Below are 26,002 nucleotides of genomic sequence, written 5' to 3' on the forward strand. Positions count from 1 at the left end.
GTGAACCGGAGCGCGACGTTCGTCTTCGTGATCGGCGAACGCTTCTTCGGCACGCTGACCGCCTACGTGCGCGAGCCTTATGCGGCGCGCTACGATTTCACGAGCGCACTCGCCGTGCAGATGCTGAAGTCGCTCGGGCCGGAGTTGCAGCCTCTTTTCGCTGACGGACAGCCGCTGGCAGCCGACAGCGGAAGCAGGTGAAATGGCTGTGGGAACCGAGCCTCGCGACGTTCACTTCAAATCGACGGACACGAAATTGCGTTTTTGATTGCGCTGGATCAGCAATGCAGCTTTCTTGCCGCCTTTGGAAGTCAAGGCGGCTAGCGCTTCCTGCGATTCGACGAGTTCATCGTTCACGCCGAGGACGATGTCGCCGGGCCGGATGCCCGCCTTCGCCGCCGCTCCGGTGGCCGCCTCGACCATCAGGCCTTGCGGCAAATCGCTTGCGCGGCGCTCGGCATCGGTCAGACGATGCAGGGAAAGACCCAGCCGGTCCACGGCCTTTGCTTCGGTCTTCGGCGCTGGCTCGCTCTTCACCGGCTCACTCTTCGCCGACTCGCGCGGATTGATCGTCACCGTCACCGGCCTGGCGTTGCGCACGATCTGCAGCAGCACCGTTTCGCCGGGCGCGAGCGCCGCGTCCTGCTGCACGAAGTCGGCGGCATGATCGAGCGTCTTGTCGCCGATTTGCACGACGACGTCGCCCGTCCTGACGCCCGCAGCGAGCGCCGGCGAACCGGGCGCGACCGAAATCACGAGCGCGCCCGCCGCACGCGGCAAGCCGAACGCGCCCGCCAGTCCGCGATCCACGTCCTGCACCTCGATGCCGAGCCGGCCCTTCGATGCCTCGCGTGGCGCTTCGGGCTGCATGTGGACCTTGGCCGCGTTGATCGGGATGGCGAAGGTCAGGCTCTGGAAACCGTCCGAGCCGGCATACACCTGTACGTCGATGCCGATCACTTCCCCGGCGCGATTGAAGAGTGGGCCGCCGGAATTGTCCGGATGGGTTGCGACATCGGTCTGGAAGAAGGCGAAGCGCTTGCCGTCCGGCCCGTCGCGCGACGTCGCGCTGACGAGGCCCGCCGTGACCGTTGTCTGAAAGCGCGCGGGCGAGCCGATCGTCAGCACCTGATCGCCGGGCCGCACTTTCGATGAGTCACCGAGCGTGACGGTGGGAAGCTTCGCCGCGTCGATGCGCAGCAGCGCGAGGTCGCTTTCCGCATCGATCGAAAGAACCTTCGCCTTGAACTCGCGCCGGTCGCTCAGGGTCACGCTGACTTCGTCGGCCTGGTTCACGATATGCGCGGTGGTGAGAATCAGCCCGTCGGCGCTCACGATGAAACCCGAGCCCGTGGCGAAGATGACGCCCGGAGGATTGGCGTGTTCCTTGAACTGCGGCGCGACGCTCTTGAAGAAGGCGAGAAGCGGATCGTCGGCATCGAGGCTGTCGGGGGTCGCCGTGCGCGGCTGATCATCGGGCGCGGCGGCCCTGACGTTCACGACGGCCGGACCGTAGCGTCCGACGATGGCGGGAAAATCGGGTGCTTCGGCGGCGCTCGCCGCAGGCGCCGGTTCCGCCTTCGCTGCCGATGCGCCTTGCTCTGAAGTCACTGGCGGCGTGACGGCTGGCGTGGCCGCAAACGTGAAGCACGCAACGTGCGCCAGCACCGCGATCACCACCGCGACGCGCAACAGGAGACGGACGAGATACGGGCGCAACACGACACACCTCCCGGAGCCGCCGTTGCGTACGGCGGGGATCGGCGAACACGCGAACAGCGACCGGTTGATGTTTACTTTAGGTGAATTGTTTCGTGGACGCCAAGTGCCGCCGAACGAAGTTCGTCAGCCGCTCAGGCGTCTTCCAGACTCTCGCCGCGTTCGGCGATCAGCTTGCCGAGTTCGCGAGTCGACAAGACGCGTCGCATGGGATTCGTCGACCCGGATTCGTCGTCCGCCAGATTTTCGATGATCGTCAGGAGAACTTTGCGCGCGACTTTTATATCGCGCTCGCTCAGGCCCGTCACGCTGATCTCGTTGACTTCCTCCGCCAGCGGCACGAGCTTGTCTTTCAGCGCGCGGCCCTCGGCGGTCAGAAACACGTGCGTGTTCTTTTTGTTCTCGGGGCGCTGCTGACGCTCGACCAGCCCGAGCTTTTCCATCGCGGTCACGGCGGCGAAGGTCGTAGGCGCCATTACGCCCGCCTGCTCGCTGAGCTCGCGCTGCGTAAGGCCGTCGTTTTCCCACAGGATGCGCAGGAACGTCCAGTGCCCGAACGATACCGAGTGCTCCGCCAGCCGCATCTGCAATGCGCGCACCATCGAGCGGGTGGCGTCCTTGACGAGGTGCGCGAGACGGTCGTTCGGCACGGATTCGTGCCAGTGGCGCAGCATCTCCGCGGTTTCCGGCGGCGCGCCTTCCACAGTCTTCTTTCGTGTCATGACAGTATCTTTTCGTAGAGCGGCTCTTTCCCCGACATGATAGCCGGTGGGTCGATCGTCCTGCTGCCCGGAGATCGGACAGGTCTCTCCGTGCAAACCCGAACTTGTTCGCGCCCGGCCGTCTCCTTACCATTATGATTAGATATCGAATAAAAAACGCAGATGCCCGGACGAAGCGGTCAAGCCCGCACGCGCCGGCGCATCGTCCTCATGAGCACGGGAATCGGAGACGTTTGGTGGCCAAATCCACAGTCACGCAATTCATGTCGGAATCGGAAGCGGCGGACGCGCGCATCGAGGCCACGTATCACAAGGTCACCTGGCGATTGATGTCGTTCATCTTCGTCTGCTGGGTGCTGAACTATCTGGACCGCGTGAACGTCAGCTTCGCGCAGTTGCATCTGAAGCAGGATCTCGGCCTGTCCGATGCCGCATACGGTCTCGGCGTGAGCCTGTTTTTCATCGGCTATATCTTGCTGGAAGTGCCGAGCACGCTGTGGCTCAAGAAGATCGGCGCGCGCCTGACGGTCTCGCGCATCATGGTCCTGTGGGGCGGCATTTCCACCGCGATGGCGTTCATGACCACGCCGATGCAGTTCTACATCGCGCGGATTCTGCTCGGCGCGGCCGAGGCGGGCTTCTGGCCCGGCATCATCCTGTATCTGACGTACTGGTACCCCGGCGCGCGGCGCGCGCGCATCACGTCGCGCTTTTTGCTGGCGATTGCCGCGGCGGGGATCATCGGCGGGCCGTTGTCGGGCTGGATCCTGCATAACTTCGTCGATGTGCTCGGCTACAAGAACTGGCAATGGCTGTTCTTCCTCGAAGGCCTGCCCGCGCTGCTGATGGGGATCGTCGCGTTCTTCTATCTCGTCGATCGCCCGCAGGATGCGCGCTGGCTCGACGACGAGCAGAAGAAAATCATTCTCGATGCGCTCGCCGCCGACCGCGCCGAAAAGAAGCCCGCGAAGCACACGCGTCACCAACTGCTGGTCGCGCTGAAAGATCCCCGCGTGTATATCCTCGCGGCGGGCTGGGGCACGGTGCCCCTGTGCGGCACGATCCTCAACTACTGGACGCCGACCATCATCCGCCAGGCGGGCGTGTCGGACGTGCTCAACGTCGGCCTGCTGTCCGCGCTGCCGTACATCATCGGCGCGCTCGGCATGTTCGCGGTGGCGCGCAGTTCCGACGTGACGCTCGAGCGCCGCTGGCACTTCTTCCTGTGCACGGCGGTCGGCGCGCTGGGCGGCTTTCTGCTGCCCGTGCTGTCGGGCAACACGGCGGCGGCCATCATCTGCCTGGGCATGATCTCCATCTCGTACTTCGGGGCGGCCGCGATCATCTGGTCGATTCCTCCCGCATATCTCTCCGACGACGCCGCTGCCGCGGGCATCGGCGCGATCAGCAGTCTCGGACAGGTGGGCGCGTTCTGCGGGCCGATTGCGCTCGGCTGGATCAAGACGATGACCGGCAGTCTCGCGATCGGTCTGTCCGCGATCGCCGCGATCGTACTGCTCGGCGGCCTCGCCGTGCTGATCGGCGTGCCGGCCAATACGCTGCGCGAGCACGCGGAAAAGCATTCTTAAGCTTCGAATCTCGCAGCAGGGGCGGCGCCTTTGTCATGAAGGCGCCGTTTTCTTTTGCGGCATCCGAAGCACTTCAGGGAAAACCCGCTTGCTTCAAAATGATTAGATATCTAATATAAACGACATGGTGATCGACGCCGGAACGTGGCGTCATCGAATGGGGCGATGAGCGGGAGAGCAGAGGCGATGAACGACGAACTGTCATTCAGGACACTCGTGGTGACGAAGAAGGACGCGGTGGCGGAAGGCATCTTCCGTTTCGAATTGCGCGATGAAGCGGGGCGCGAGCTGCCGCCGTTCACGGCCGGCGCGCATCTGACGGTGCGCGTGCCGAGCGGGGCGAGCCGCAACTATTCGCTGTGCAACGATCCGGACGAAACCGACCGTTACGTGATCGCCGTCAAGCGCGACGCGGCGGGCCGCGGCGGGTCGATGAGCATGACGGACGACGTCGCACAGGGCGACCGTATAGATGTCTCCGAGCCGCGCAACGAGTTCGAGTTGAGCGAACGCGCGCGCAGCTTCGTGTTCGTCGCGGGCGGCATTGGCATCACGCCGGTTCTGTCGATGATGCGTCACCTCAAGACCACCGCCGGCCCGCGTTTCAAGCTGTATTACGTCTCGCGCAGCCCGGAGACGACGGCTTTCCTCGATGAACTGTCGAGCGCGGAATGGAAGCCGCATGTGGTGATTCATCACGATCACGGCGACCTCGCCAACGCGTTCGATTTCTGGCCGGTCTTCGAAAAGCCCGGCAGCGGCGCGCATGTCTACTGCTGCGGTCCGCGCGCGCTGATGGACGGCGTGCGCGACATGACCGGCCATTGGCCGGCAGGCAGCGTGCATTTCGAAAGCTTCGGCGTGGACCAGTCGCGCGCGGCCGACAACACGCCGTTCAGCGTGAAGCTCGAACGCTCGGGCCGCTCCTTCGAGATTCCGAAGGACCGCTCGATTCTCGAAATCCTGCGCGACAACGGCATTCGCGCGCCGAGTTCATGCGAAAGCGGCACGTGCGGATCGTGCCGCACGACGCTATGCGCGGGCGAGGCCGACCATCGCGACATGGTGCTCGGCGACGACGAGAAGCGCGATCAGATCATGATCTGCGTGTCGCGTGCGAAGAGCGAAGAACTTGTACTCGATCTTTGACATATCTGGAGAAGCGTAAATGCTCACGCATGAAGAAAATGAATTGCTGTGCCGTGTCGAAGGCGATGCACCGATGGGTCAACTGATGCGCCGTCACTGGACGCCCGTGTGCCTCATCGAGGAAGTCAGCGAGCCGGACGGCGCGCCCGTCAAGGCGCGCGTGTTCGGGGAAGATCTCGTCGTATTCCGCGACACCGATGGCAATGTCGGCGTGATGGACGAATACTGCCCGCATCGGCGCGTGTCGCTCGTGTATGGGCGCAACGAGGATTGCGGCCTGCGCTGCCTTTATCACGGCTGGAAGATGGATGTGAAGGGCAACGTCATCGAAATGGTCTCCGAGCCTTCGTGCAGCGACATGACGAAGAAGACGAAGCACAAGGCGTATGAAACGAAGGAGTGGGGCGGCTTCATCTGGGCGTACATGGGTCCGCAGGACGCGATTCCCGAGTTCGTCCCGCCTGCGTGGGCGCCGACCGAAGATACGCGTGTGAGCATCGCGAAAGCGATTCTGCCGTGCAACTGGGCGCAGATTCTCGAAGGCGCGATCGATTCCGCGCACAGTTCGAGCCTGCATTCGTCGGACTTCGTGCCGGCGCGCGTCGGCGGCGCGGAAGCGACCTCGAAGAACTGGCTGCGTCCGTCGACGGACAAGGCGCCGCGTATGCAGGTGCATCGCACGAGCTACGGCTTCCGCTATGCCGCGCTGCGCCGCCCGATTCAGAACGCCGCCACGCACGATTATGTGCGCTCGACGGTGTTCGTCGCGCCGGCCACCGCGCTGATTCCGCCGAACAACCTGTATAACGTCGCCAACATCAACGTGCCGTGCGACGACACCAGCACCGCGTTCTATTTCATGGCGTGGGGACATGCCGACAAGACGCCGGAAACCGAAACCTGGCGCAAGTTTCTGGGGCAGCAGGTCGGCATCGATCTCGACGCGTTCTACCGGCCGCTGCGCAATCACGACAACCGCTTCTGGCAGGATCGGGAGGCCATGAAGGCGGGCAACTTCACCGGCATCAAGGGCTTTCCGAATCAGGACATCGCAATGTGGGTGACGATGGGCCCGATCGCGGATCGCACCGAAGAGCGGCTCGGCGCGAGCGATGTCGCGGTTGTGGAATTCCGCCGCCGCATGCTCGATGCGCTGAAGGAGTTCCAGTCGGGCGATGGGGCCATCGGCACCGGCGAGAAGGCGATTCCGCGCAGCGTGTGCTCGTTCCAGGCGATGGTGCCCAAGGACACCGACTGGAAGCAGTACGCCGCGCATCCGGTGTGGATCGCGCCTGCCGAAGAGGCTTCGCCGGAACTGGAGTCGAACTATCAGGTTCAGGTCTGATGGAGACGATCCGACTCGGCATCGCGGGACTGGGCCGCGCCTTCTCGCTGATGCTGCCGACGTTTCTCGCCGACGCGCGCGTGCAGCTCGTCGCGGCCTGCGATCCGCGCGAGACGGCGCGCGCGCAATTCGAAGCCGACTTCGACGCGCCTGCTTTCAAAGACATCGAAGCCCTCGCGCGCAGGCCGGACATCGATGCGATATACATCGCGAGCCCGCACCAGTTTCATGCGGCGCATGCGCGAATCGCGGCATCGCATGGCAGGCATGTGCTCGTCGAAAAGCCGATGGCGCTGTCGCTCGATGAATGCGACGACATGATCGACGCATGCCGTGAAGCGAAGGTGCATCTGATCGTCGGCCATTGCCACAGCTTCGATACGCCGTATCTGCGTACGCGCGAGCTGATCGCATCGGGTGCGTTCGGCGACGTGAAGATGATCCACGCGCTCAACTACACCGACTATCTCTACAGGCCGCGCCGGCCCGAGGAACTAAGGACCGAAGAGGGCGGCGGCGCGGTGTTCAGTCAGGCGGCGCATCAGGTGGATATCGTGCGGATGCTCGCGGGAAGCCGCGCGACGCGCATTCGCGCCGCGGTCGGCAACTGGGACGCGGCGCGTCGTACGGAAGGCGCGTACACGGCCACGCTGTGGTTCGAGAACGGCGCGTTCGCGACGCTTTCGTACAACGGCTATGCGCATTTCGATTCCGACGAGTGGACCGGCTGGATCGGTGAAATGGGACAGACGCGCAGCGCCGACGAGTACGGCGTCGCCCGTCGAAAGCTGTCTCAGGTTGCATCCGGAGAGGAAGAGGCACGGCTCAAGGCCGCGGGCACTTATGGCGGCAACGCTTACACGCCTGCATCGAAAGCACCCGATGCGCGAAGGCACCAGCACTTCGGGCCGCTGATCGTGTCATGCGAGCGTGGCGACTTGCGGCCGATGCCCGACGGCATCGTCGTGTATGGAGACGAACGGCGCGAACGGATCTCGCTCGAAGCGCCCGCGGTGCCGCGCGCTGAAGTCATCGACGAACTCATCGCCGCCGTGCACGGCGACACCGCTCCGCTGCACGACGGCATATGGGCGCGCGGCACGCTGGAAATCTGCCTTGCAATGCTGCGTTCGAGCGCGGAGCAGCGCGATGTGCTCATCGGCGGCGAAACCACGAATACCAAGGAATATTGAACATGGGCAAACTCAATCTGTCGGTCGCGGTGGGCAACTACGATCGCATGCGGCCGCTGGTCGACGGCGAAGTGCAGATCGATGGCGTCGATCCGACCTTCATGCTGCAAGACCCGGAAGAGATCTTCTTTCGCGCGTTTCGTCACGCGGATTACGACATCTGCGAACTCTCGCTGTCGAGCTATAGCGTGAAGACGGCGGCGGGCACGAGCCCGTATATCGGCGTGCCGATTTTTCCGTCGCGCGCGTTTCGCCATACGTCGATCTACGTGCGTAGCGATCGCGGCATCGAGTCGCCCGCCGATCTGAAGGGCAAGCGTATCGGCGTGCCGGAGTACCAGTTGACGGCCAACGTGTGGGCGCGTCTGTTCCTGGAGGAAGACCACGGCGTGAAGGCATCGGATGTGACGTGGATTCGCGGCGGCTACGAAGAAACCGGTCGTCTGGAGAAGATCAGTCTCAAGCTGCCCGACGACGTTCGGCTAGAGAACGCACCCGAAAACCAGACCATCTCCGGCATGCTCGCGTCCGGGGAAATCGATGCGCTCATCGGTCCGCGCGCGCCATCGTGCTTCACGAACGGTCATCCGAACGTGAAGTATCTCTACGACGATCCGCAGAAGGCCGCTGCCGACTGGTACACACGCACGAAGCTGTTCCCGATCATGCATCTGCTGGGCGTACGGCGCACGCTGGCGGAACAGCATCCGTGGCTGCCGGGCGCGGTGGCGAAGGCCTTCGAGAAGAGCAAGGCGGTCGCGCTCGCGAAACTGAGCGACACGTCCGCGACCAAAGTGACGCTGCCTTTCATCGAAGAGCAGTTGCGCAACGCGCGGCGTCTCATGGGGCATGATTTCTGGTCGTACGGTTTCGAGCCGAACCGGCATGTGCTGTCGCGCTTCCTGAAGCGGCATCACGAGGAAGGTTTGTCCAGCCGGCTGTTGCAGCCGGAGGAACTGTTTCATCCCGCCACGCTGGAGAGTTTCAAGATCTGACCGCTTCATGGAGCCGCTTGTGCGGCTCCATGCGTCATCGCAGGATCAGAGCGATCGCTTGGCCGAAGCACGTGAGGTCTTGGCGATTTCGCCGCTTGCATCCAGTACGGCGCTGCTCGTTTCGCGTGCAGCGTCATTCGCCGAATCGGCCAGATTCGTGACGAGGGCGTTCGACGATTGCGCGGCGGTCTGCACGTCATCGACGGCGGCCTTCGACATGTCATTGAACTTGATGCCGTTGCGTTCGTACTGATTGCGCGCTTCGCCGATCATGTCGTCTTGCGTGTTCTTCACGATCGACAGGACATGCTGGCCATAGGAAGCCGCCTTTTGCGGAAACTGCGCGAGCATGACCGACTGCCAGCCGAGCACGTCGCCTGCACCGGCTTCATCTCCCGCGCTCAGAAGGGCGTTGCTTTCCTCGACCACCTTGCGAACCGTTTGTACATTCAGATCGGCGAGCGCCTGCAGACCGCTCGCGAATTGCCCGGTCATGTTCAAGAACGCCTGCAAATTGGCGCGCGCGAGCGACGGGATCTGGTAAGCGAAATAGCCGGGATAGTGGAACATTGACCGCTCCTTTTGAAAGTCGAGTTGAAATCGGTAAGAGAGAAAATGCGGCATGCGGGCGAAACCGGGCGCGCGCTTTTCACAAGCGCTGCGTGAACATTCTCCGGGTCTGCCTGATTAAGTCACCGCGATATGACAGCCGCGTGCATGCGCGATAAAAATCTCGGCGATACGCGCTGACGGCCGGACCGTGCCGTATTCACGTTTGAGACGAAGGGAACATCCGGTGGTTCCTATCCCGCGCGAGAAAATTTTAAGCACGCTCGGCCGGTGCAGCGACCGCGCGGGCACGTCGCTTGCCCTTCGCTTTTTGGCTTCGCGCTCGTGCCCCGACATGGAAGCAACGGGGCCCGCAATCCAAAGGTGAAGTGCTATGACAGACAACATGGCCGATCTCTTCCGGCGCTTGACGGCAGGCGTCTATGTCATCGGCGTTGCAGACGGCGATCGTCGAAACGCATTCACGGCAAGTTCGATCATGCAGGTCTCTTTTCGCCCGCTGCTTGTCGCGCTCAGCATCAATCCAACCCATGCCTCTTATCCGATTCTCAATGGCGGACGGGTCTTCACAATAAATGTATTGCGAGCGGACCAGCAGGCGTTGGCCGAGCACTTCGGAACCCAATCGGGCCGCGCGGTCGACAAGCTCTCGTCGATGCAGTGGCGAGCCGGTAGGACGAGAGCGCCGCTTTTGATCGACGCGCTTGCCTGCTTCGAGTGTCAGATAGTTCTCGACGTGGAAGCCGGCGATCATCGACTTATCGTGGGGCGCGTGGTCGATGGCGCCGTGCTTGCTCCGGATGCCCAGCCCTTGCTTTACGCAGCGACAGGAAACCTGGATCAGAGCGCCGAACTCTACTCGAAAGAGTTTTGCGAATTGACTTAGACAGATCCTTCCACACTGCACGAGACCGCTGAGCTATGCGACCCGCCGCCTCACAAAATCCGCATTTACCCTCTCCAGTCACGCGATAATTTTGATGTACGCTAGCTACATATTTAGAACTTGCTTCGCGAGAGGCTCGGCGACAGCAGTGATGATCGTCGGCTCGCGGACGCGATGAACCTGAGAGCAGATGAAAAAAAGCTCGTCCCCGCGACCGGGGCGCGGAGTCGTTTGCGCGCTCGGAAATGTCGACAGCGAGATCGACCATCTCGAGCGCGTTCTTGCGGGCGAGGGGGTCGATTCCCTGTTCGGCCGAACATATTGGCGCAGCCGTGTCATCGAAGTGCAAGAGACGCCGGGTCTGGTTCCCCGGCAGCGTGAACGGCTGAAGCGATTGTTATCGCGCTTTACGGATGGCCCGGATAACAGCGGCTGAGCAAGCGCGATGCATTCGCGAACGCGCTGATCGACGATATGCATGAACAATGGCGAAGTCAGTTTATCTCGTTGCCAATCCACCCGATGTCTTGGTGTTTGCGTCGCACGCAGTGCCGTGAAAGCTGGTTGCCGGCGGATTGAGCGGCGCAAAGACGAACATGAAGTTCGTCGCGTCGCTGCTGGTCGCTGCCGTCGCATACACGTAGCCTGTCGAACTGATGACCGGCGCCGAGCGTCCGCCGCCATGCCACATCAGCGCCGCAACGGGCTGCAATGTCGCGATATCGAGCGTGGTCAAAGCGCCCGCGGTCGCGACATACACGAGGTTGCACGATGCGGCAGCCGCAACGATCGACTCGCCTGGCAGATCGACATGGTTGCTCAGCACGTTGCCTGCGGAAAAGCCCGCGAGCCCGCCCTTATGTTCGACGGCGATCAGCCGGCCGTCGGGCAGACGCGTCGGCACGGCCGCGACGACGCCGAGATTGCCGGTTGAATCGGCCACGGGCGTGAAGTTCGGTCCGGCATACGCAAGGCGGTTCGACTTTTCGCCGTTCGCGGCCACGACCGTGTGACCATCGGGCAAGACGAGCGGGCCCGACGATGCGACGCGATTCGCGTCATGCACACGAAAGCGTTCGGTGAATCCCTGCGCGGGATCGAACGTATAGCCGACCAGATCCTGTCTCGCATCCGACACCATCACGGTCGGCGCCTCGCCTTTGTCGCTCTGCCAGATGGCGACGTCGGCTAGCGGCCACGTCGTATCGTCGGGCAGGCATACGGCGAAGTTCGTGCATGTCGGCGGCCCGGACGGAACGTCGAATCCCCAGGGAGGCAACAGGTCGAGCAACTGGTGCCAGCTCGCGCCGCCCGACACGGTGCCGGGCGTCGGCTCCATGACGAGCGTATCGCCCAGCACGGCGCCGCTGGTGGAGAACGCGATCAGACGCAACGAGGTATAGACCGATGTGGAGTAGACCGCCGGGACGATGATCGCCTCGACGCCGTTGCTGCTCCATATGTTCGGCGGCGCGTTGGCATCGCCGCGACTGCTGTATTGGGTGCCGCTCCAGCGCTGCGGAAAGGACGCCTGATACAGCCATCCTCCGCCCGCAGAGAACTTGTGCAGCGTGGATTCATAGCGATAGAGACTCGTCTCTCCCGCGACGAGCATGCGCGTTTCCGCGACCACATATACGGACCCGTCCGCACCGACCACGGGCGAGGACGTCACCCATTGTCCGGCAGGCAACTGACGGCTCCAGGCCGGCGAGCCATCGGCGTGAAAGGCGAGCACCTGTCCGTTGAGATTGCCGATGTAGACCGTCCCGTCGGGGCCTACGACCGGACCCGCGCCTGAAGCGAGCGGGCCGATCGTCGCGGCACGTACGGTCATCGTCGCCGGGGCTGTGACGACCTTGGCGAAGCCGGTGTTCGCCGCGTCGGCGTGCGGGTATCTCCACTCGGCATAGCCGAGATTCGCGCTCGCCGCGAGCGCGGCGGCGCACAGCACGGGTTTTATGTTCATCGCGACTCCCTGGATGACTTGTCGTTTCGGAGGAGAGCAATGACTTGCTTCGATGCACTCAGCAAGAAGGCATCGACCCCCTCCGTGAGCGGTCAAATGCACGGATCACGCCAATCGTGGATCGCGTCTGCGGGGTCGAACCTAACCGGCTGAATTTGCAATGCTTCTGTGCAGAGCGCTTCGCTATGAGATGACGAAGGGCCCGGCAAAAGGGAACGGAATGGTGGCCTGGGTCCAACACATTGCTCGATGATGTCTGGAAATGCCCGCAAACGCCGAAGCGCCGCACCCGAATCGGATTTCTCTAGTGGCCGGGGACGACCGCACGCCTTTAAAGTTGGAATCTCACAGAGCTAAAAAGGGAGAGACGGGATGGAGTCCAAAATAAGCGTTGCAATCAACGAGAAAGGTCATGCAGTCGTCACGCATTCGATGCCTCTGAGCGACTATTGCCTGCAGACCGCAAGAACACTACGCGCGATGGTGCAGTTCGTGGGCAGTGCCAAAGCAAGCGAAGAAAGCGCAGCGCTCGTGAAGCCGATGATGGAACTGCTCCGCACTCATATCGATGAACTCGAGCCGCTTTTCAAATCGCTCGATCAGCGGGCTTACGAAAAGGGATTCGAAGACGGGCGGGAAGTGGGACTTCCAAAGGCAAAGAGTCAGTTCGAGTTCGCCAAAGGACCGTCCGTCGACAACGTCGCGCTCAAACCCGCGCGATGAATCTCGTCACGCGCAGCCGCACATCGCGATAGCCGGGTGACGCGCAGAACGAACCGGCGCGCGCGCCAGCGTCGCAATAGCTTGCGACGCGTGGCGAGGCGGCACCCTGCGCGCCGGACAGCACCCGCTCACACACGCGTTCGAACACGCGTGCTTCGTCGCGCGCGCTCACGAGGCCGGCCGCGCCGGCGCGCTGCATATGGGTGAGCGTGCGCGAATCGGTTGCTTCAGTGAAGGTCACGACCGGCGTGTCGGGAAATGCTTGCCGCAGCGCGCGCAGAGGCGCGAAATCATTCGCGCACGAGCCTTCGATGCCGCCGCTCAGCACGATCAGGTCATAGCGGGCGGACTTGAGCCGCGCGACTAATTGATCGGTGTTCCGGACGCAGGCCGTCACCCGAATCCGCTCGTGCGACTCGAACCAGCTTTGCAACCCATAGAGAACCACGGGCCGATCGTCCGCAAACACGATCTCGATCTTGTTTTCGCGCATCATTCGTTTCTTGTAGCCTCAACGGGCAATGAACGGCGATGACCGCGCTCACGCTTGCCCTGGACCGCGCACGTTAGCAAACCGAACGCTTTTCGCTGCGCCGCACAACAAAATTTATCTTTTCCTTGTCGATTCGCACCTGTGCCGTTCGTCGTTCCGACAAAGGCGCTGCGAATCGAAGCAAAGCGCGTCGCGCCATCCTGAACCCGTTCGCCACCCCGGAGGCTGTCAGATGAGTTTGCAACTGTATGCGCACCCGTTTTCCTCTTATTGCCAGAAGGTTCTCGTGGCGCTGTACGAGAACGGCACGCCGTTCGAGTGGCGCGCGCTCACGCCCGAAACGCCGCAGTCGATGCACGAACTCGCCGAAATCTGGCCGATGAAGCGTTTCCCGGTGCTCGTCGACGACGGCAAGCCGGTGATCGAATCGACCGTGATCATCGAATATCTGGGGCTTTATCATCCGGGCCCGGTGCGCCTCGTCCCCGACGATCCACGCGGCGCGCTCGAAACGCGCTGGATGGATCGCTTCTTCGACAATTACGTCGCGACGCCGCAAACGAAAATCGTGTTCGACGCCATGCGCGATCCGAAAGAACGCGATGCTCGCGGCGTCGCCGATGCCCGCGCGATGCTCGACACGTCGTATGCGTTTCTCGACCGCAAGATGGCCACGCGCGAATGGGCCGCGGGCGACGCCTTCAGTCTTGCCGACTGCGGCGCCGCGCCGTTCCTCTTCTATGCGGACTGGACGCATCGGATCGGTGACGCGTATCCGAATGTCATCGCGTATCGCAAGCGTCTGCTCGCACGGCCTTCGTTCGCGCGGGCGGTCGATGAGGCGCGGCCGTATCGCGCGTTGTTTCCGCTCGGCGCGCCGGAACGCGACTGAATCGCTTACAGCCAAAGGAGATCGACCATGAGCTACGTTCCCGCGATCGAACTCGCGCGACGCGCCACGATGAGGTTCCCCAATGAGAGCGCCGACTATCGGCGCGCGCGGACCGAATTGCTCGCAGAGGAAATCGAGTTGCGGCGGCATATCGAACGCGTGGCGCAGATGCGTCGCGCGCTGCCGCCCGGTGGCGAAGTGACGGGCGACTACCGGTTCGAAGGCGAGCGCGGGCCGGTCGATTTCCCCGGGCTCTTCGGCGACAAGGACACGCTCGTCACCTATAGCTATATGTTCGGGCCGCAACGCGAGCGCCCGTGTCCGATGTGCACCTCGCTGCTATCGGCATGGGAAGGCGAGGCGCGCGATATCGGGCAGCGCGTGGCGCTCGCGGTGATCGCGCGTTCGGCGCTCACAAAGCTCGTCGCGTTCAAGAAGGAACGCGGCTGGCGCGATCTCAGGCTGTTTTCGGATACGAACGGCACCTTCAGCCGCGACTATCACGCGATCTCGAAAGAAGGCGGCGATGAACCCGCGCTCAACGTGTTCACGCGGCGCGATGGCGTGATCCGTCACTTCTGGAGCGGCGAGATGGATTTCGACACCGCCGATCCCGGCGAAGATCCGCGCGGCGCGCCGGATCCGATGCCGCTCTGGACGGTGCTCGACATGACGCCCGAAGGAAGAGGCACCGATTGGTATCCGAAGCTGGACTACGGGCCACGCGAGTGAATCGGAGCGTGACGCGGACGGATACAATGCGGCGGCGCGCGATCATCGCGCTTCTGGCCGAAGCTATCCGATCCAAGTCATGAACAATTCGCCCCGGGCCTTCATTCTGGGCCCGCTTCTCAAGAGCGTGTCGCGGTCGTTTTATCTCACGCTGCGTATTTTGCCGACCGCGATGCGCGATCCTGTCGGGCTCGCTTATGTGCTCGCGCGCGCGGCGGATACGATCGCGGACACCTCGCTGATTTCGCCGCAACGTCGTCTGGAATTGCTGCTTTCGCTGCGTGAGCAAGTGAACGGCGCACCCGACGACGGCGCGCTCGCGCGCATCGCGGGCGAAGTCGCGGGTCAGCAGGCCCAGCCGGACGAGCGCGCTCTGCTCGAACGCCTGAGCGAAGCGCTGGCGATCCTGCCGCAACTGAGCCGCGACGATCAGGCCGCGGTGCGCGACATCGTCACGACGCTGACCACCGGCATGGAGTTCGATCTGCGCACGTTTCCCGACGAGACGTCGGGCCGCATCATCGCGCTGCGGGAATTCGGCGAGCTGGATCGTTATACATATCTGGTGGCGGGCTGCGTCGGCGAATTCTGGACGAATATGACCTACGCGCACATGCCCGGCACGTTGAAAGCCGCGCCCGACACGATGCTCGCGCTCGGCGTGCGCTTCGGCAAGGCGCTGCAAATGACCAACGTGCTGCGCGATTGCGCGCGCGATCTGCGCATCGGCCGATGCTATCTGCCGGAAACGATGCTCGCGCGTCATGGCCTCACGGCGCAGGATCTTCTGCAACCGCAATCGTCGGCGCGCGCGCGGCCCGTGCTGTTCGAATTGCTGCGCACATCGCTCGGGCTCTTTCAGGACGCGGTCGATTACACGCTGGAAATTCCATCGACGGCAATCCGGCTGCGGCTCGCGTGCCTGTGGCCGATCATGATCGGACTCGACACGCTCGTGCTGCTCGCGCGCAACGACGCGTGGCTCGATCCCGACAACATCTCGAAGATTCGACGCAACGACGTGTACCGCATCATGGCTGCATCGTTGCCGATGGTCGCATCGAACGGCATGCTGCGCGCGTGGACCGCACGCCGCATGCGCGCGATCGAAGCGGAAATCGGCGGGGAACTCAACGCCGCAGCTCGGCCATGATCCGCTCGGCGAGAAAGTCGCAAGGCGGGCGTTTCGACGCCGCGCTGCGCGCCAGCACCACTTCGAGCGTGCCGATATCGGGCAAGCCTTGTGCCGGCCCGAGCAGCGTGAAATGCGCCGGCACCGCGCATTTCGCGAGCGGCGTCACGGCGAGACCTGCTTCGGCCATTGTCAGAAGACCGAGCAGGCTCGGGCTTTCATACGACGTGCGATAGCTGATCCGCGCGCGCTCCAGGCTGCGGATCGCGTTCTCGCGCGCGACGCTGCCCGGCAGAAACACGGCGATCGGCAACGGCCGCTCCTTCCAGATTTCGGTGCCGGGCGCCGCGGCCCAGACCATCGGCTCGTGGCGCAGGAATTCACCCGACAAGCCTTTCACTCGGGTCGCGCAGACGAGATCGACCGTGCCGTCCTTCACCATCGGCGCGAGCGCGAGGCTCGGCAGCCCGACCACCTGAATCTCGACCTTGGGATACGTCGCGGAAAATTTCTTGAGGATCGGCGGAAAAAGCGACGACGCGTAATCGTCCGGCACGCCGATCACCACGCGCCCGGTCACGTCCGGGCGCACGACCGCCGCCCACGCCTCGTCGCGCAGCGCGATCATGCGGCGCGCGTAGGTCAGCAGCACTTCGCCGTCCTGCGTCGGCACCACGCTGCGCGGCTTGCGCACGAACAGCGCCTTGCCCAGCGCGGCTTCCAGCGTCTTGATCTGCATGCTCACCGCCGATTGCGAGCGATGCACGAGCTCCGCCGCGCGGCTGATATTGCCCGTATCCGCGACGGCGACGATCATGGAAAGAACATCGAGGTCCAGGGCTTTCATGGCGAGCTTCATTGGCAAACGCTCTTTGCTATCAGATAATCTGAACGATTCTATCAAAATTATGCGTTTTTCTTTTGCTTCGCCGCGGCGCATAGTCGCATCAAAGGAGCGACCCATGAACGCGCGAACCGATTTTTCCGTCCTCACCGCCGTGCAAGGCTTACCCGAACCGTCGTTCGCCACGACGGCGTCGGGTATTTCCGTGCCGTATATCGAGTGTGGAGAGGGCGAGCCGCTCGTCTTCGTGCATGGGTCGCTGTGCGATTACCGCTACTGGAGCGCGCAGGTCTTGCCGCTCGCGAAGCAGTTCCGCTGCATCGCGCCGAGCCTCTCGCATTACTGGCCCGCCGTCGATGCCTTCGTGCGCGGCGAGTTCAGCGTGGAAGCGCACGTCGCGGAAATGGCCGAGTTCATCGAATCGCTCGATCTCGCGCCGGTGCATCTCGTCGGGCATTCGCGCGGCGGCTGCGTCGCGTTTCATCTGGCGCGGGAATATCCGCGGCTCGTGAAGACGTTGACGCTTGCCGATCCGGGCGGTCCACTGCACGTCGACCAGAGTCAGCGCTTTAGCGCCTACTCTGGTCCCGCGCAGAGCGACGTGCAGCAAGCCGTGGCCGCGACGCTGCCGCCCGCCACCAACGCGCTGCGCGCTCGCGTCGCGGAACTGATCGAGCAGGGCGAATTCAATCGCGGGCTCGAAATGTTCGTCGATTCTGTCAGCATGCCGGGTTTCTGGAACAAGAGCACGGAGAGCTTCCGCCGCATGGCGCTCGACAACGCGCTCACGCTACCCAAGCAATTCCGCGATCCGCTGCCCGCCTACACACGCGAAGCGGCGCGCGACATCAAGTGCCGCACGCTGCTGATCGATGGTCAGAAGAGCCCGCGCATGTTCCGCAACAACGTCGAGAAGCTCGAAGAGTGGATCGAGTTTGCGGAGCGCGTGACGATCGCGGGCGCATCGCACGGGATGAACGCCGCGAGCCCCGGCGCGTTCAATCGCGCGGTTCAGGCGTTCGCCGGGGCGTGGTAAAGGCTCACTGCAGCTTCCAGATGTTCGCCGCGATCGTGCCTTCGTCGTTGAACACGTTGATGATGTCGGGCACGTCGCCGATCGGCACGTTGTTCACGACCAGCGCAAACGCGAGCCTGCGGCCGCTCTTCGCGTCGATATAACCCGCTAGCGCCTGTCCCTTCAGCGTGATCTGCTGCTGCCCGTTCGCGTTTTCCGTGCCGGCCACGTAAGTGCCCGTCTTCGCGTACACCTTGCCTTTCGCGCCCGCGAGCGTCGGATCGGTTTCGAAGTCCGTCGTGCTCGCGAGCGAGCCATCGACGCCTAGGAAGGGCATCGAATCCACGTAGGCCGGGAAAGCCGCGCGGCCGCTCATCGCGCGCAACATCGCGATGACCGCGAGCGGCGTCGCCGTGGTCTCGCCGCCGCCGCTGCCGTCGATGAAGTGCGTCTGGTTCATCGGCACGTTGAAGGGCGAATTCGAAAGCGTCGCGTTCTCCGCAGCGAGCGCCGTATCGAGCGTGGTCGAGCCGTTGTTCGCGACGCCGAACAGCATCAGGCTCGTGTCCGCGCCGATGTTATAGCTGACCTTCAGAATCCACTTCGTGTATTGCGCCCACGGCTGCGACGTGAGCTGCGCGACGCGCGTGTCGGCGGCATACGTGTTCTTCGCGGGCAGCAGTTGCACCGGATTGTTTTCGACGGCGTTCGCGGTGACGGTCACGCCCGCGCGCGCGAGCGCGTCGATCAGCACCGTGCGCGCATAGTTCGACGGCTGCGTGATGCGGAACGTGCGGATGACCGGGAAGTTGGGAACGATCGGCGGCACGTAATCGGCGGGAATCGATCCGCCGAGCACGCCGCCACACGGCAGCGTGCCGAAGCAGGCAGGCTTCTCGGGCGTGACGGTGATATTTGCGGCCGTGCCCGCCGCGCCGGTCATCAACGTGGATTGCACGGTGAACGCCGACGACTTCGGCCGATAATCGACCGGCGACGGCGAGCCCGCGCTGCCCTGGCCGATGATCGTATCGACCACATCGTCGTTGACGAAGATCGGCCGCAGATCGAACTCGCCGCGGAAGTCGAACGGCTGGAAAAGCCGGTCGTCGATCACGACTTCGCCGTTGATCTTTTTGATGCCCGATGCCGCCACTTGCGCCGCGAGCGAGTCGTAGCCCGCGAGCGGATCGGGCGCGGTGATTTGCGCGTTGCCGAGACTGTTCGCTTCGTTGTGGTCGAAGTTGGTGAAGGCGAGCGTGCCGTCGGGATTCGTGCGGCCGCCCATCGCGAGATCGCCGCTCGCGACGAGCACGAGATTGCCGTTGAGCGTGCCGCTCGCATCGACGCTCCCCATGCGATACACCGGCGTCTGGAACTGATGCTGCGCGCCGTACTGATCGAGCGCCGCGCCGACGGAAAACACCTTGCGCACCGACGCGATATACACCTGCGCGTTCGAATTCATGTCGTAGATGACATCGCCCGAATTCAGGTCGACGACGCGCAGCGCCCACGTCGAGCCCTGATACATGGGCTTTTTCATGACCTGCGTGATGGAATCCGGCACGGCGGTGTTGTTGGAGTCCGAGCCGCATGCGGATAGGGAAGCGGCGAGCGCGCAGGCGAGGGCGAGGGCGGCAACACGTGCCGGACTTCCTGAAAGCGGGATCATGACGCGGCTCCGATAAAGGCACATCGCGCTCCGGTTGGAGCGAACACCAATACGTCGGGACTGCTTCACAGCACAGACAGGAAAGATGTCGGCGGCCGCACGCCATGCTTCACGGAGCGGGAGCGGGTGAATGAAAATACCGACCTTGCACAGGCGTTGTCAAGCGCGGGCTATCGCGAATCAAGTGCTTTAGGCAAGCGGTTTTTGTACGATTTGTTGAGCGAGTTTGATCGCCTTGTTGTGACGTCACAACGCAAAAACGTTTGGCGCGGGCTAACATCGTTCGCACCTCATCGCGAAGAAGAGGATATCCGTGAGCACCGGTCACGACGATCTCGATGCATGGAAACGCCGCCGCACCATAGAGCTGGCGTTCGAGCTGGCCGATAGCGGCCGCTACGAAGATTTCACCGATGTCGCCTATGCGCTGCAATTCGAGCGCGGCATGGCGACCGCGCAGGCGCTCATCGACGATCCCGAGATGCGCCGCGTGCTCAATCGGCGTTGCGCCGACGCGCGCGACAAACTTGCGCCGCCTCCCGCGCCCGAAGTCGTGCAAGACGAGCCCGCGCCCGTCGTCGAAGCGGTGGCTGAATCATCGAACGATCATGCGCAAATGCCGCGAGCCGATGACTTCGCACGCACGCCCTCTTTCATGCGCCGCGCCCTGAATTTCGTCTGGCGGTCCGGCAATGCGGGCGATCTCAATTCCGCCCCTTCCTGAGCTTTCCCCCACATTGGCATAACTTTCGCGCCCCATTTGCGCACGAATGGCGGATTTGCACGCCTTGAGCGCCCGGCAAAACCATTACACTTGAGGAGGCTGAACCATAACCCCGGACCGTGCTTGCGCGCAGGTCCGGTGATTGAACTTCGAGGAGGAAATGTTCGTGGCTAACGAGAAAATGCTCGCGCAGATGGCTGAGAAGGATGGTTTCATTGCCGCTCTGGATCAGAGCGGCGGTTCGACGCCCGGCGCGCTGCGGCAATATGGAATTCCGGACGACGCCTATAACGGCGACGCCGAAATGTTCAAGCTGATGCATGAAATGCGCGTGCGCATCATGACCGCGCCTTCGTTCACGGGCAAGAAAGTCATCGGCGCGATTCTGTTCGAGCGCACGATGGACGGCGAAGCGGAAGGCAAGCCGGTTCCCACCTTTCTCTGGGAAGACCGCGGCATCGTGCCGTTCCTGAAGGTCGACAAGGGTCTCGAGGCCGAAGCCGACGGCGTGCAGATCATGAAGCCGAATCCCGGCCTCGACGATCTGCTCGCGCGCGCGGTGAAGCTCGGCGTCTTCGGCACGAAGATGCGCTCGGTGATCCACCAGGCGAACGAGAAGGGCATCGCCGCGGTGGCGAAGCAGCAGTTCGAAGTGGGCGCGCAGATCATCAAGCACGGTCTCGTGCCGATTCTCGAACCCGAAGTCTCGATCAAGAGCCCGGACAAGAAAGGCGCGGAAAAGATTCTGCGCGACGAGTTGCTGAAGGGTCTCGATGCACTGCCGGAATCGAGCCAGGTGATGATCAAGCTGACCATCCCCGACGAAGCGGATTTCTATCGTCCGCTGATCGAGCATCCGCGTGTCGTGCGTGTCGTGGCGCTGTCGGGCGGCTATACGCGCAGCGACGCGTGCAAGAAGCTCGCGCAGAATCACGGCATGATCGCGAGCTTCTCGCGCGCGCTCATCAACGAGCTGAAGAAGCCGATGAGCGACAGCGAGTTCGACAAGACGCTCGAAACGTCGATCGACGAAATCTACAACGCGTCCGTCACGAAGGTCTGAGCCTTCGGCCTTAGTCCGCGCTAATCGGCGCGTTCGGTAGGCGGCGGTGTCTGCACGACGGGCGCCGCCGCCCGAAAAATATCTTCACGTGAACCGGTCTTCGGCGGATAGATGCGCTCGCCGTTGATCGTGCGCTTCGTCGCCTTCGCCGTCTCGCCTTGCGTGACGAGCTTCCTGTCCCATCCTTCCGTGTACACCGCGCCCCACGGCCCGAGATCGCAGATGGTCGTGTACCAGTCGATCGAAAGCGGCAGCATCTCCAGCCCGAAGAGATCGCAGACAGCGTTGTTGCCCGCGTAGCGCCCCATCGGCCGGCCATGCTGGCACGACATCACCGAAGGCCGTGTCCCGTCGATCAGGATGCGCGCGCAATCGCCCGCCGCGAATACGCCCGGCACGCCTTCCGCGCGCAGGAACGCATCGACCGGCACGCGCCCGAGCGGATCGAGCGTGACCGGCAACTGACCGGCGAGCGCGTTCGCGTGCATGCCGCCGCACCAGACGACCGTCGCGGCCTCGATGCGCTCGCTCGCGCCGCCGGCGGTGAGCGTCACGCTCTCTTCATCGAGCGATACGAGCGATACGCCCGCCCGCGTCTCGACATCGAGCGAGCTCAGCGCGCCTTCGATGACATGCTGCGCGCCGCCCATGGATTGCCCGATTTTCGCCGAGCGATCCGCGAGCACGACGCGCACCTTGCCACGATCCGCATCGCCGACGATCTCGCGCAAACGCGCGGGCAACTCCGCCGCGAGCTCGATGCCCGTCAGCCCGGCGCCGACAACGACCGCCGTATAGCGGCCCGGCGTATCCGGCAAGGCTGGCAAGGTGAGCAGATGCGCCTGCAGCTTGCACGCGCCAGCGTAGGTATCGACATCGAATGAATGGCGGTCGAGGCCGGGAATCGGCGGGCGCACGAGCACGCTGCCCGCCGCGAGAATCAGCCGGTCGTAGTCGAGCGATTCGGCCGCGCTTTCGCGCTCGATCGACACGCGGCGATTCGCGCTGTCGATAGCCGTCGCTTTCGCCTGAATCAGCTTCACGCCCGCGGGACCGAGCACGGTGTCGAGCTGCACGAGCGTCGGATCGAGCGGCTGCTCGTAATTGCGCACGCGCACGCTATGAAAAGGCGCCGGATTGACGATGGCGACTTCGGCTTCATCGGTGCGATTCAGTTCATCCAGCTTGCGCGCCGCCGACAGCGCGCTCCACAGACCGGCGAAGCCCGCGCCGATCACCAGGATTCGGTTCAAGTCATTCCCCTGAATAAACGATCGTTCGTGCTATGAACCGCCTGAAGCGGCCGCGCTGTTCTTGGTTATAGGCGATTCGAACGGCATTGGCTTTCCTTCGGCATGCCCGCATTAGTACGAATTTCGCCAAAGGTGATTTCGTCGTTTAGGTATTTACCCTAAAGCGTGCGATACCTAAACTTGCCTCAACGGTCGCAAACGAAGAAAGCAACGTGAGCGACAACTCGATAAATCAATGGATGGAGGAAAGAATCATGAACAAGCTCATCGGTATTGCAGCGGTCGCTCTTGCTTTTGCCGCTCCGGTCGCATCGTTCGCGCAATCGAATCAGCCCGTGACGCGCGCGCAGGTTCGCGCCGAAATCGTGCAACTCGAAAAGGCGGGTTATAACCCCGGCGTCATCAGCGACTCGAAGTATCCCGCTGACATTCAAGCGGCTGAAGCGCGCATCGCCGCGCAAAACGGCACCGCGCAAAGCGCGTTCGGCGGCGCGACCGACGGTTCGGCGCAATCCAGCGCACGCCCGGTTCAGGGCGACGTGTTCCCGACGTTCGCGCATCACTAAGCAGCAAGGGGTCTAATGAAGCGCGCCCGCGTCGTAGCGGCGCGCTTTTCGTTTTTATCGCAGATTTGAAAACGCAATTCAAAGCGGAAACCCGCCCGCAAAAGTTTCGCGCAAATATCCGATGAATAGCGCGACCGCGCGCGGCACATGTGGCGCATAAGGCCGCACCACGAAGAGCTGATCGGCAAATGCGCCGACCGGACGCCACTCCGGCAGCAACACCACGAGCTTTCCCGCCTGCACGGCGGCCTGCGCCGTGAAATCCGGCAATAGCGCGATGCCGAGATCGTCGAGCGCGGCATCGCGTAAAACCTCGCTGTTATTCGCCGCGAACGGCCCGTTCACGGCCAGCGTATGAGGCCCGGCGGAACTCTTGCGCCCGCCCTTTCTCTCGAACGACCAGATACTCGACGCCTGCGGACGCGGATAGACGAGGCAATCGTGCGTGACGAGATCGTTCGGTGTCGCGGGCGTGCCGCGCCGCTTCAGATACGCCCGCGTCGCGACGATCACCGAATGCGTGTCGCACAGCTTCCACGCGACGTGCGTATCCGGCACCTGCGCGCTGTGGCGCACCGCGAGATCGAAGCCTTCGCTCGCGATCGAGCTCAGTTTGTCCGATGCTTCCAGTTGCACCCGCACTTCCGGATGCGCGTGCAGAAACCCCGACATGCGCGGCACGAGCTGCTGCCGCGAAAAGGCCATCGGCGCGGTGATGCGGATCAGGCCGCGCGCGACGCCCGCCATTTCCTTCACGCTCAGGAAACTCGACGCGATGCGCTCGTACTGGTCGCGCGTATCGTCGACGAGCCTGCGCCCCGCTTCCGTGAAACGCACGCTGCGCGTCGTGCGCGTGACGAGCGGCACGCCCGCCGCGCGCTCCAGCTCGGCGATGCGCTGGCTCATCGCCGCTTTCGACACGTTCAGCCGCGCCGCCGCCGCCGTGTAGCTGCCTTGTTCCGCAAGCACCGTCAGCCAGTGCAAGTGGGTCCAGAGTGCTTCGATCTTTTGCTCGTCCATCGGCGGATTGTTTGTCATTGCGAACAATGAGTTCAATCTTAGCGTCTTTGCAACGGGCCCGCGGGTTCATACACTGCAGTCATTGCAAAGCCATTCATCAGGAGACGAGCATGACCGCAGCCTTCACCGACACCGCCGACGTCGTTCACCACATTCACGGCGAGCGTAGGCACGGCTCGTCCACGCGCACGCAGCCGGTGTTCAATCCCGCAACGGGCGAGCGCCCGCGCAAGCTCGTGCTCGGCGAAGCCGCCGATGTCGATGCAGCCGTCGCCAGCGCGCAGGCCGCGTTTCCGGCATGGCGCGACACGCCGCCGATCCGCCGCGCGCGCGTCATGCTGAAGTTCCTCGAACTGATGAACAAGCATCGCGACGAGCTCGCCGCGATCATCACCGCCGAGCACGGCAAGGTGTTTTCGGATGCGCAGGGCGAAGTGTCGCGCGGCATCGACGTGATCGAATTCGCGTGCGGCATTCCGCAATTGCTGAAGGGCGATTACACCGATCAGGTTTCCACCGGCATCGACAACTGGACGATGCGCCAGCCGCTCGGCGTCGTCGCGGGCATCACGCCGTTCAATTTCCCGTGCATGGTGCCGTGCTGGATGTTCCCGGTCGCGATCGCGTCGGGCAACGCGTTCATCCTGAAGCCGAGCGAACGCGATCCGTCGGCGTCGCTCTTCATGGCTGATCTGCTGAAGCAGGCCGGTTTGCCCGATGGCATCTTCAACGTCGTGCAGGGCGACAAGGTCGTCGTCGATGCGTTGCTCACGCATCCTCAAGTGAAGGCGATCAGCTTCGTCGGCTCCACGCCGATCGCGAACTACATCTACGAAACCGGCGCGAAGCACGGCAAGCGCGTGCAGGCGCTCGGCGGCGCGAAGAATCACATGGTCGTGATGCCCGATGCGGATCTCGACCAGGCCGTCGATGCATTGATCGGCGCGGGCTACGGTTCCGCGGGCGAGCGCTGCATGGCGATTTCGGTTGCGGTGCTGGTAGGCGATGTCGCCGACAAGATCGTGCCGAAGCTTGCCGAGCGCGCGAAGGCGCTCAAGATCAAAAACGGCATGGAAGCCGATGCGGAAATGGGCCCGATCGTCACACGCCAGGCGCTCGAACGTATCGAAGGCTATATCGCGATGGGTGTCGATGAAGGCGCGAAGCTCGTCGTCGACGGGCGCGGCTACAAGGTGCCGGGCCACGAGGACGGCTTCTTCACGGGCGGCACGCTGTTCGATCACGTCACGCCCGACATGCGCATCTACAAGGAAGAGATCTTCGGGCCGGTGCTCGCGTGCGTGCGCGTGAAGGACTTCAGCGAGGCCGTCGATCTCGTCAACGAGCACGAGTTCGGCAACGGCGTTGCGTGCTATACGCGCGATGGCCATATCGCGCGCGAGTTCGGACGTCGCATCGAAGTGGGCATGGTCGGCATCAACGTGCCGATTCCGGTGCCGATGGCATGGCACGGCTTCGGTGGCTGGAAACGCAGTCTCTTCGGCGACATGCACGCATACGGCGAAGAAGGCGTGCGCTTCTATACGAAACAGAAGTCGATCATGCAGCGCTGGCCGGAAAGCACGGAGAAGGGCGCCGAGTTCGCCATGCCGACGGCGAAGTAACGCCTTTCGATGCGTGCGGAGATCGCCCGCTTTTTCCTTACAGGAAGAAGCGGGCGATTGTTTTTGCGTGCACTGACGACCGATCTGTTCCCGCGCGTCACAACTCAA

Annotated in this window: 26 protein-coding genes; 17 read left to right on the forward strand and 9 right to left on the reverse strand. The window is 63.2% G+C overall.

The genetic code is table 11. From position 1 onward, the window contains the following. Positions 1 to 201 (forward strand): hypothetical protein (locus AWB75_RS14275; RefSeq protein WP_143746434.1); only part of this gene is annotated, 201 nt, incomplete at its 5' end. Positions 202 to 231: 30 nt separating this feature from the next. On the opposite strand, the gene AWB75_RS14280 is transcribed toward AWB75_RS14275, so the two are convergent. Then, positions 232 to 1,722 (reverse strand): trypsin-like peptidase domain-containing protein, encoded by a 1,491-nt coding sequence (locus AWB75_RS14280; protein ID WP_061124739.1) that lies wholly within the window; start codon positions 1,720 to 1,722, stop codon positions 232 to 234. A gap of 131 nt (positions 1,723 to 1,853) precedes the next feature. Further along, a complete protein-coding gene (locus AWB75_RS14285) occupies positions 1,854 to 2,441 on the reverse strand; it encodes a MarR family winged helix-turn-helix transcriptional regulator (RefSeq protein ID WP_061124740.1) in 588 nt (195 codons plus the stop codon). Positions 2,442 to 2,704: 263 nt separating this feature from the next. On the opposite strand from AWB75_RS14285, the gene AWB75_RS14290 reads away from it, so the two are divergent. The 5 genes from AWB75_RS14290 to AWB75_RS14310 all read left to right on the forward strand — a co-directional run bounded on the left by AWB75_RS14290 (position 2,705) and on the right by AWB75_RS14310 (position 8,712). After that, the gene (locus AWB75_RS14290) at positions 2,705 to 4,030 is read left to right on the forward strand and encodes an MFS transporter (RefSeq protein WP_087086620.1); all 1,326 of its coding nucleotides are present in this window, start codon (positions 2,705 to 2,707) and stop codon (positions 4,028 to 4,030) included. Between the two features lie 186 nt (positions 4,031 to 4,216). Further along, on the forward strand, positions 4,217 to 5,179 hold the full coding sequence (locus tag AWB75_RS14295; RefSeq protein WP_061124741.1) for a PDR/VanB family oxidoreductase: 963 nt from the start codon (positions 4,217 to 4,219) through the stop codon (positions 5,177 to 5,179). 19 nt (positions 5,180 to 5,198) lie between these two features. Continuing rightward, positions 5,199 to 6,524, forward strand: a complete 1,326-nt coding sequence (locus tag AWB75_RS14300) for a Rieske 2Fe-2S domain-containing protein (protein WP_061124742.1) — start codon at positions 5,199 to 5,201, stop codon at positions 6,522 to 6,524. Further along, entirely contained in the window at positions 6,524 to 7,717 is a 1,194-nt protein-coding gene (locus tag AWB75_RS14305) for a Gfo/Idh/MocA family protein (RefSeq protein WP_061124743.1), read from the forward strand. The genes AWB75_RS14300 and AWB75_RS14305 overlap by 1 nt, the downstream gene beginning before the upstream one ends. A gap of 2 nt (positions 7,718 to 7,719) precedes the next feature. After that, positions 7,720 to 8,712, forward strand: a complete 993-nt coding sequence (locus AWB75_RS14310) for an ABC transporter substrate-binding protein (RefSeq protein ID WP_061124744.1) — start codon at positions 7,720 to 7,722, stop codon at positions 8,710 to 8,712. 45 nt (positions 8,713 to 8,757) lie between these two features. Here the strand turns inward: AWB75_RS14310 and AWB75_RS14315 are convergent, their stop codons facing one another. Next, positions 8,758 to 9,282, reverse strand: coding sequence for a phasin family protein (locus tag AWB75_RS14315; protein WP_061124745.1), 525 nt, complete (start codon positions 9,280 to 9,282; stop codon positions 8,758 to 8,760). A gap of 373 nt (positions 9,283 to 9,655) precedes the next feature. Between AWB75_RS14315 and AWB75_RS14320 the strand changes: the two genes are divergently transcribed. After that, positions 9,656 to 10,168 (forward strand): flavin reductase family protein, encoded by a 513-nt coding sequence (locus AWB75_RS14320; RefSeq protein WP_061124746.1) that lies wholly within the window; start codon positions 9,656 to 9,658, stop codon positions 10,166 to 10,168. A gap of 190 nt (positions 10,169 to 10,358) precedes the next feature. Beyond that, positions 10,359 to 10,604 carry a hypothetical protein gene (locus AWB75_RS14325; RefSeq protein WP_087086622.1) on the forward strand — a complete coding sequence of 82 codons (246 nt, stop codon included), beginning with the start codon at positions 10,359 to 10,361 and terminating at the stop codon, positions 10,602 to 10,604. A 63-nt stretch (positions 10,605 to 10,667) separates the two neighbouring features. Here AWB75_RS14325 and AWB75_RS14330 read toward each other — a convergent pair whose 3' ends face one another. Further along, positions 10,668 to 12,137, reverse strand: coding sequence for an outer membrane protein assembly factor BamB family protein (locus AWB75_RS14330; protein WP_061124747.1), 1,470 nt, complete (start codon positions 12,135 to 12,137; stop codon positions 10,668 to 10,670). 372 nt (positions 12,138 to 12,509) lie between these two features. On the opposite strand from AWB75_RS14330, the gene AWB75_RS14335 reads away from it, so the two are divergent. Then, positions 12,510 to 12,860, forward strand: coding sequence for a hypothetical protein (locus tag AWB75_RS14335; RefSeq protein WP_143746435.1), 351 nt, complete (start codon positions 12,510 to 12,512; stop codon positions 12,858 to 12,860). Here AWB75_RS14335 and AWB75_RS14340 read toward each other — a convergent pair. After that, positions 12,844 to 13,356 carry a response regulator gene (locus tag AWB75_RS14340; protein WP_235012098.1) on the reverse strand — a complete coding sequence of 171 codons (513 nt, stop codon included), beginning with the start codon at positions 13,354 to 13,356 and terminating at the stop codon, positions 12,844 to 12,846. The two genes, AWB75_RS14335 and AWB75_RS14340, sit on opposite strands and share 17 nt — an antisense overlap. Positions 13,357 to 13,585: 229 nt before the next feature. Here AWB75_RS14340 and AWB75_RS14345 point away from each other — a divergent pair, with 229 nt between their 5' ends. The 3 genes from AWB75_RS14345 to AWB75_RS14355 all read left to right on the forward strand — a co-directional run bounded on the left by AWB75_RS14345 (position 13,586) and on the right by AWB75_RS14355 (position 16,130). Continuing rightward, positions 13,586 to 14,245: a glutathione S-transferase family protein gene (locus tag AWB75_RS14345; RefSeq protein ID WP_061124749.1), complete on the forward strand. Its 660-nt coding sequence runs from the start codon at positions 13,586 to 13,588 to the stop codon at positions 14,243 to 14,245. 27 nt (positions 14,246 to 14,272) lie between these two features. Next, positions 14,273 to 14,977 (forward strand): DUF899 family protein, encoded by a 705-nt coding sequence (locus tag AWB75_RS14350; RefSeq protein ID WP_061124750.1) that lies wholly within the window; start codon positions 14,273 to 14,275, stop codon positions 14,975 to 14,977. A gap of 79 nt (positions 14,978 to 15,056) precedes the next feature. Beyond that, positions 15,057 to 16,130 carry a phytoene/squalene synthase family protein gene (locus AWB75_RS14355; RefSeq protein WP_061124751.1) on the forward strand — a complete coding sequence of 358 codons (1,074 nt, stop codon included), beginning with the start codon at positions 15,057 to 15,059 and terminating at the stop codon, positions 16,128 to 16,130. Here the strand turns inward: AWB75_RS14355 and AWB75_RS14360 are convergent. Next, positions 16,108 to 16,956, reverse strand: coding sequence for a LysR substrate-binding domain-containing protein (locus AWB75_RS14360; RefSeq protein WP_200822980.1), 849 nt, complete (start codon positions 16,954 to 16,956; stop codon positions 16,108 to 16,110). The genes AWB75_RS14355 and AWB75_RS14360 overlap by 23 nt on opposite strands. 115 nt (positions 16,957 to 17,071) lie before the next feature. Here AWB75_RS14360 and AWB75_RS14365 point away from each other — a divergent pair, with 115 nt between their 5' ends. Beyond that, a complete protein-coding gene (locus tag AWB75_RS14365; RefSeq protein ID WP_061124753.1) occupies positions 17,072 to 17,989 on the forward strand; it encodes an alpha/beta fold hydrolase in 918 nt (305 codons plus the stop codon). A gap of 4 nt (positions 17,990 to 17,993) precedes the next feature. Here the strand turns inward: AWB75_RS14365 and AWB75_RS14370 are convergent, their stop codons facing one another. Then, positions 17,994 to 19,643 carry a D-alanyl-D-alanine carboxypeptidase/D-alanyl-D-alanine-endopeptidase gene (locus tag AWB75_RS14370; protein WP_061124754.1) on the reverse strand — a complete coding sequence of 550 codons (1,650 nt, stop codon included), beginning with the start codon at positions 19,641 to 19,643 and terminating at the stop codon, positions 17,994 to 17,996. 313 nt (positions 19,644 to 19,956) lie between these two features. Between AWB75_RS14370 and AWB75_RS14375 the strand changes: the two genes are divergently transcribed. Beyond that, the gene (locus AWB75_RS14375) at positions 19,957 to 20,367 is read left to right on the forward strand and encodes a hypothetical protein (RefSeq protein ID WP_061124755.1); all 411 of its coding nucleotides are present in this window, start codon (positions 19,957 to 19,959) and stop codon (positions 20,365 to 20,367) included. A gap of 166 nt (positions 20,368 to 20,533) precedes the next feature. Beyond that, positions 20,534 to 21,430, forward strand: coding sequence for a fructose bisphosphate aldolase (locus AWB75_RS14380; RefSeq protein WP_061124888.1), 897 nt, complete (start codon positions 20,534 to 20,536; stop codon positions 21,428 to 21,430). Positions 21,431 to 21,450: 20 nt separating this feature from the next. Here the strand turns inward: AWB75_RS14380 and AWB75_RS14385 are convergent, their stop codons facing one another. Beyond that, complete coding sequence (locus AWB75_RS14385; RefSeq protein ID WP_061124756.1) at positions 21,451 to 22,683, reverse strand: NAD(P)/FAD-dependent oxidoreductase; 1,233 nt, start codon at positions 22,681 to 22,683, stop codon at positions 21,451 to 21,453. A gap of 254 nt (positions 22,684 to 22,937) precedes the next feature. Here AWB75_RS14385 and AWB75_RS14390 point away from each other — a divergent pair, with 254 nt between their 5' ends. After that, entirely contained in the window at positions 22,938 to 23,249 is a 312-nt protein-coding gene (locus AWB75_RS14390) for a DUF4148 domain-containing protein (RefSeq protein ID WP_061124889.1), read from the forward strand. Positions 23,250 to 23,327: 78 nt separating this feature from the next. Here the strand turns inward: AWB75_RS14390 and AWB75_RS14395 are convergent, their stop codons facing one another. Further along, entirely contained in the window at positions 23,328 to 24,269 is a 942-nt protein-coding gene (locus tag AWB75_RS14395; RefSeq protein ID WP_061124890.1) for a LysR family transcriptional regulator, read from the reverse strand. Between the two features lie 110 nt (positions 24,270 to 24,379). Here AWB75_RS14395 and AWB75_RS14400 point away from each other — a divergent pair, with 110 nt between their 5' ends. Beyond that, positions 24,380 to 25,894, forward strand: a complete 1,515-nt coding sequence (locus tag AWB75_RS14400; RefSeq protein WP_061124757.1) for a CoA-acylating methylmalonate-semialdehyde dehydrogenase — start codon at positions 24,380 to 24,382, stop codon at positions 25,892 to 25,894. Positions 25,895 to 26,002: the final 108 nt, after the last annotated feature.

Source organism: Caballeronia catudaia (assembly GCF_001544755.2).
Lineage (GTDB): Bacteria > Pseudomonadota > Gammaproteobacteria > Burkholderiales > Burkholderiaceae > Caballeronia > Caballeronia catudaia.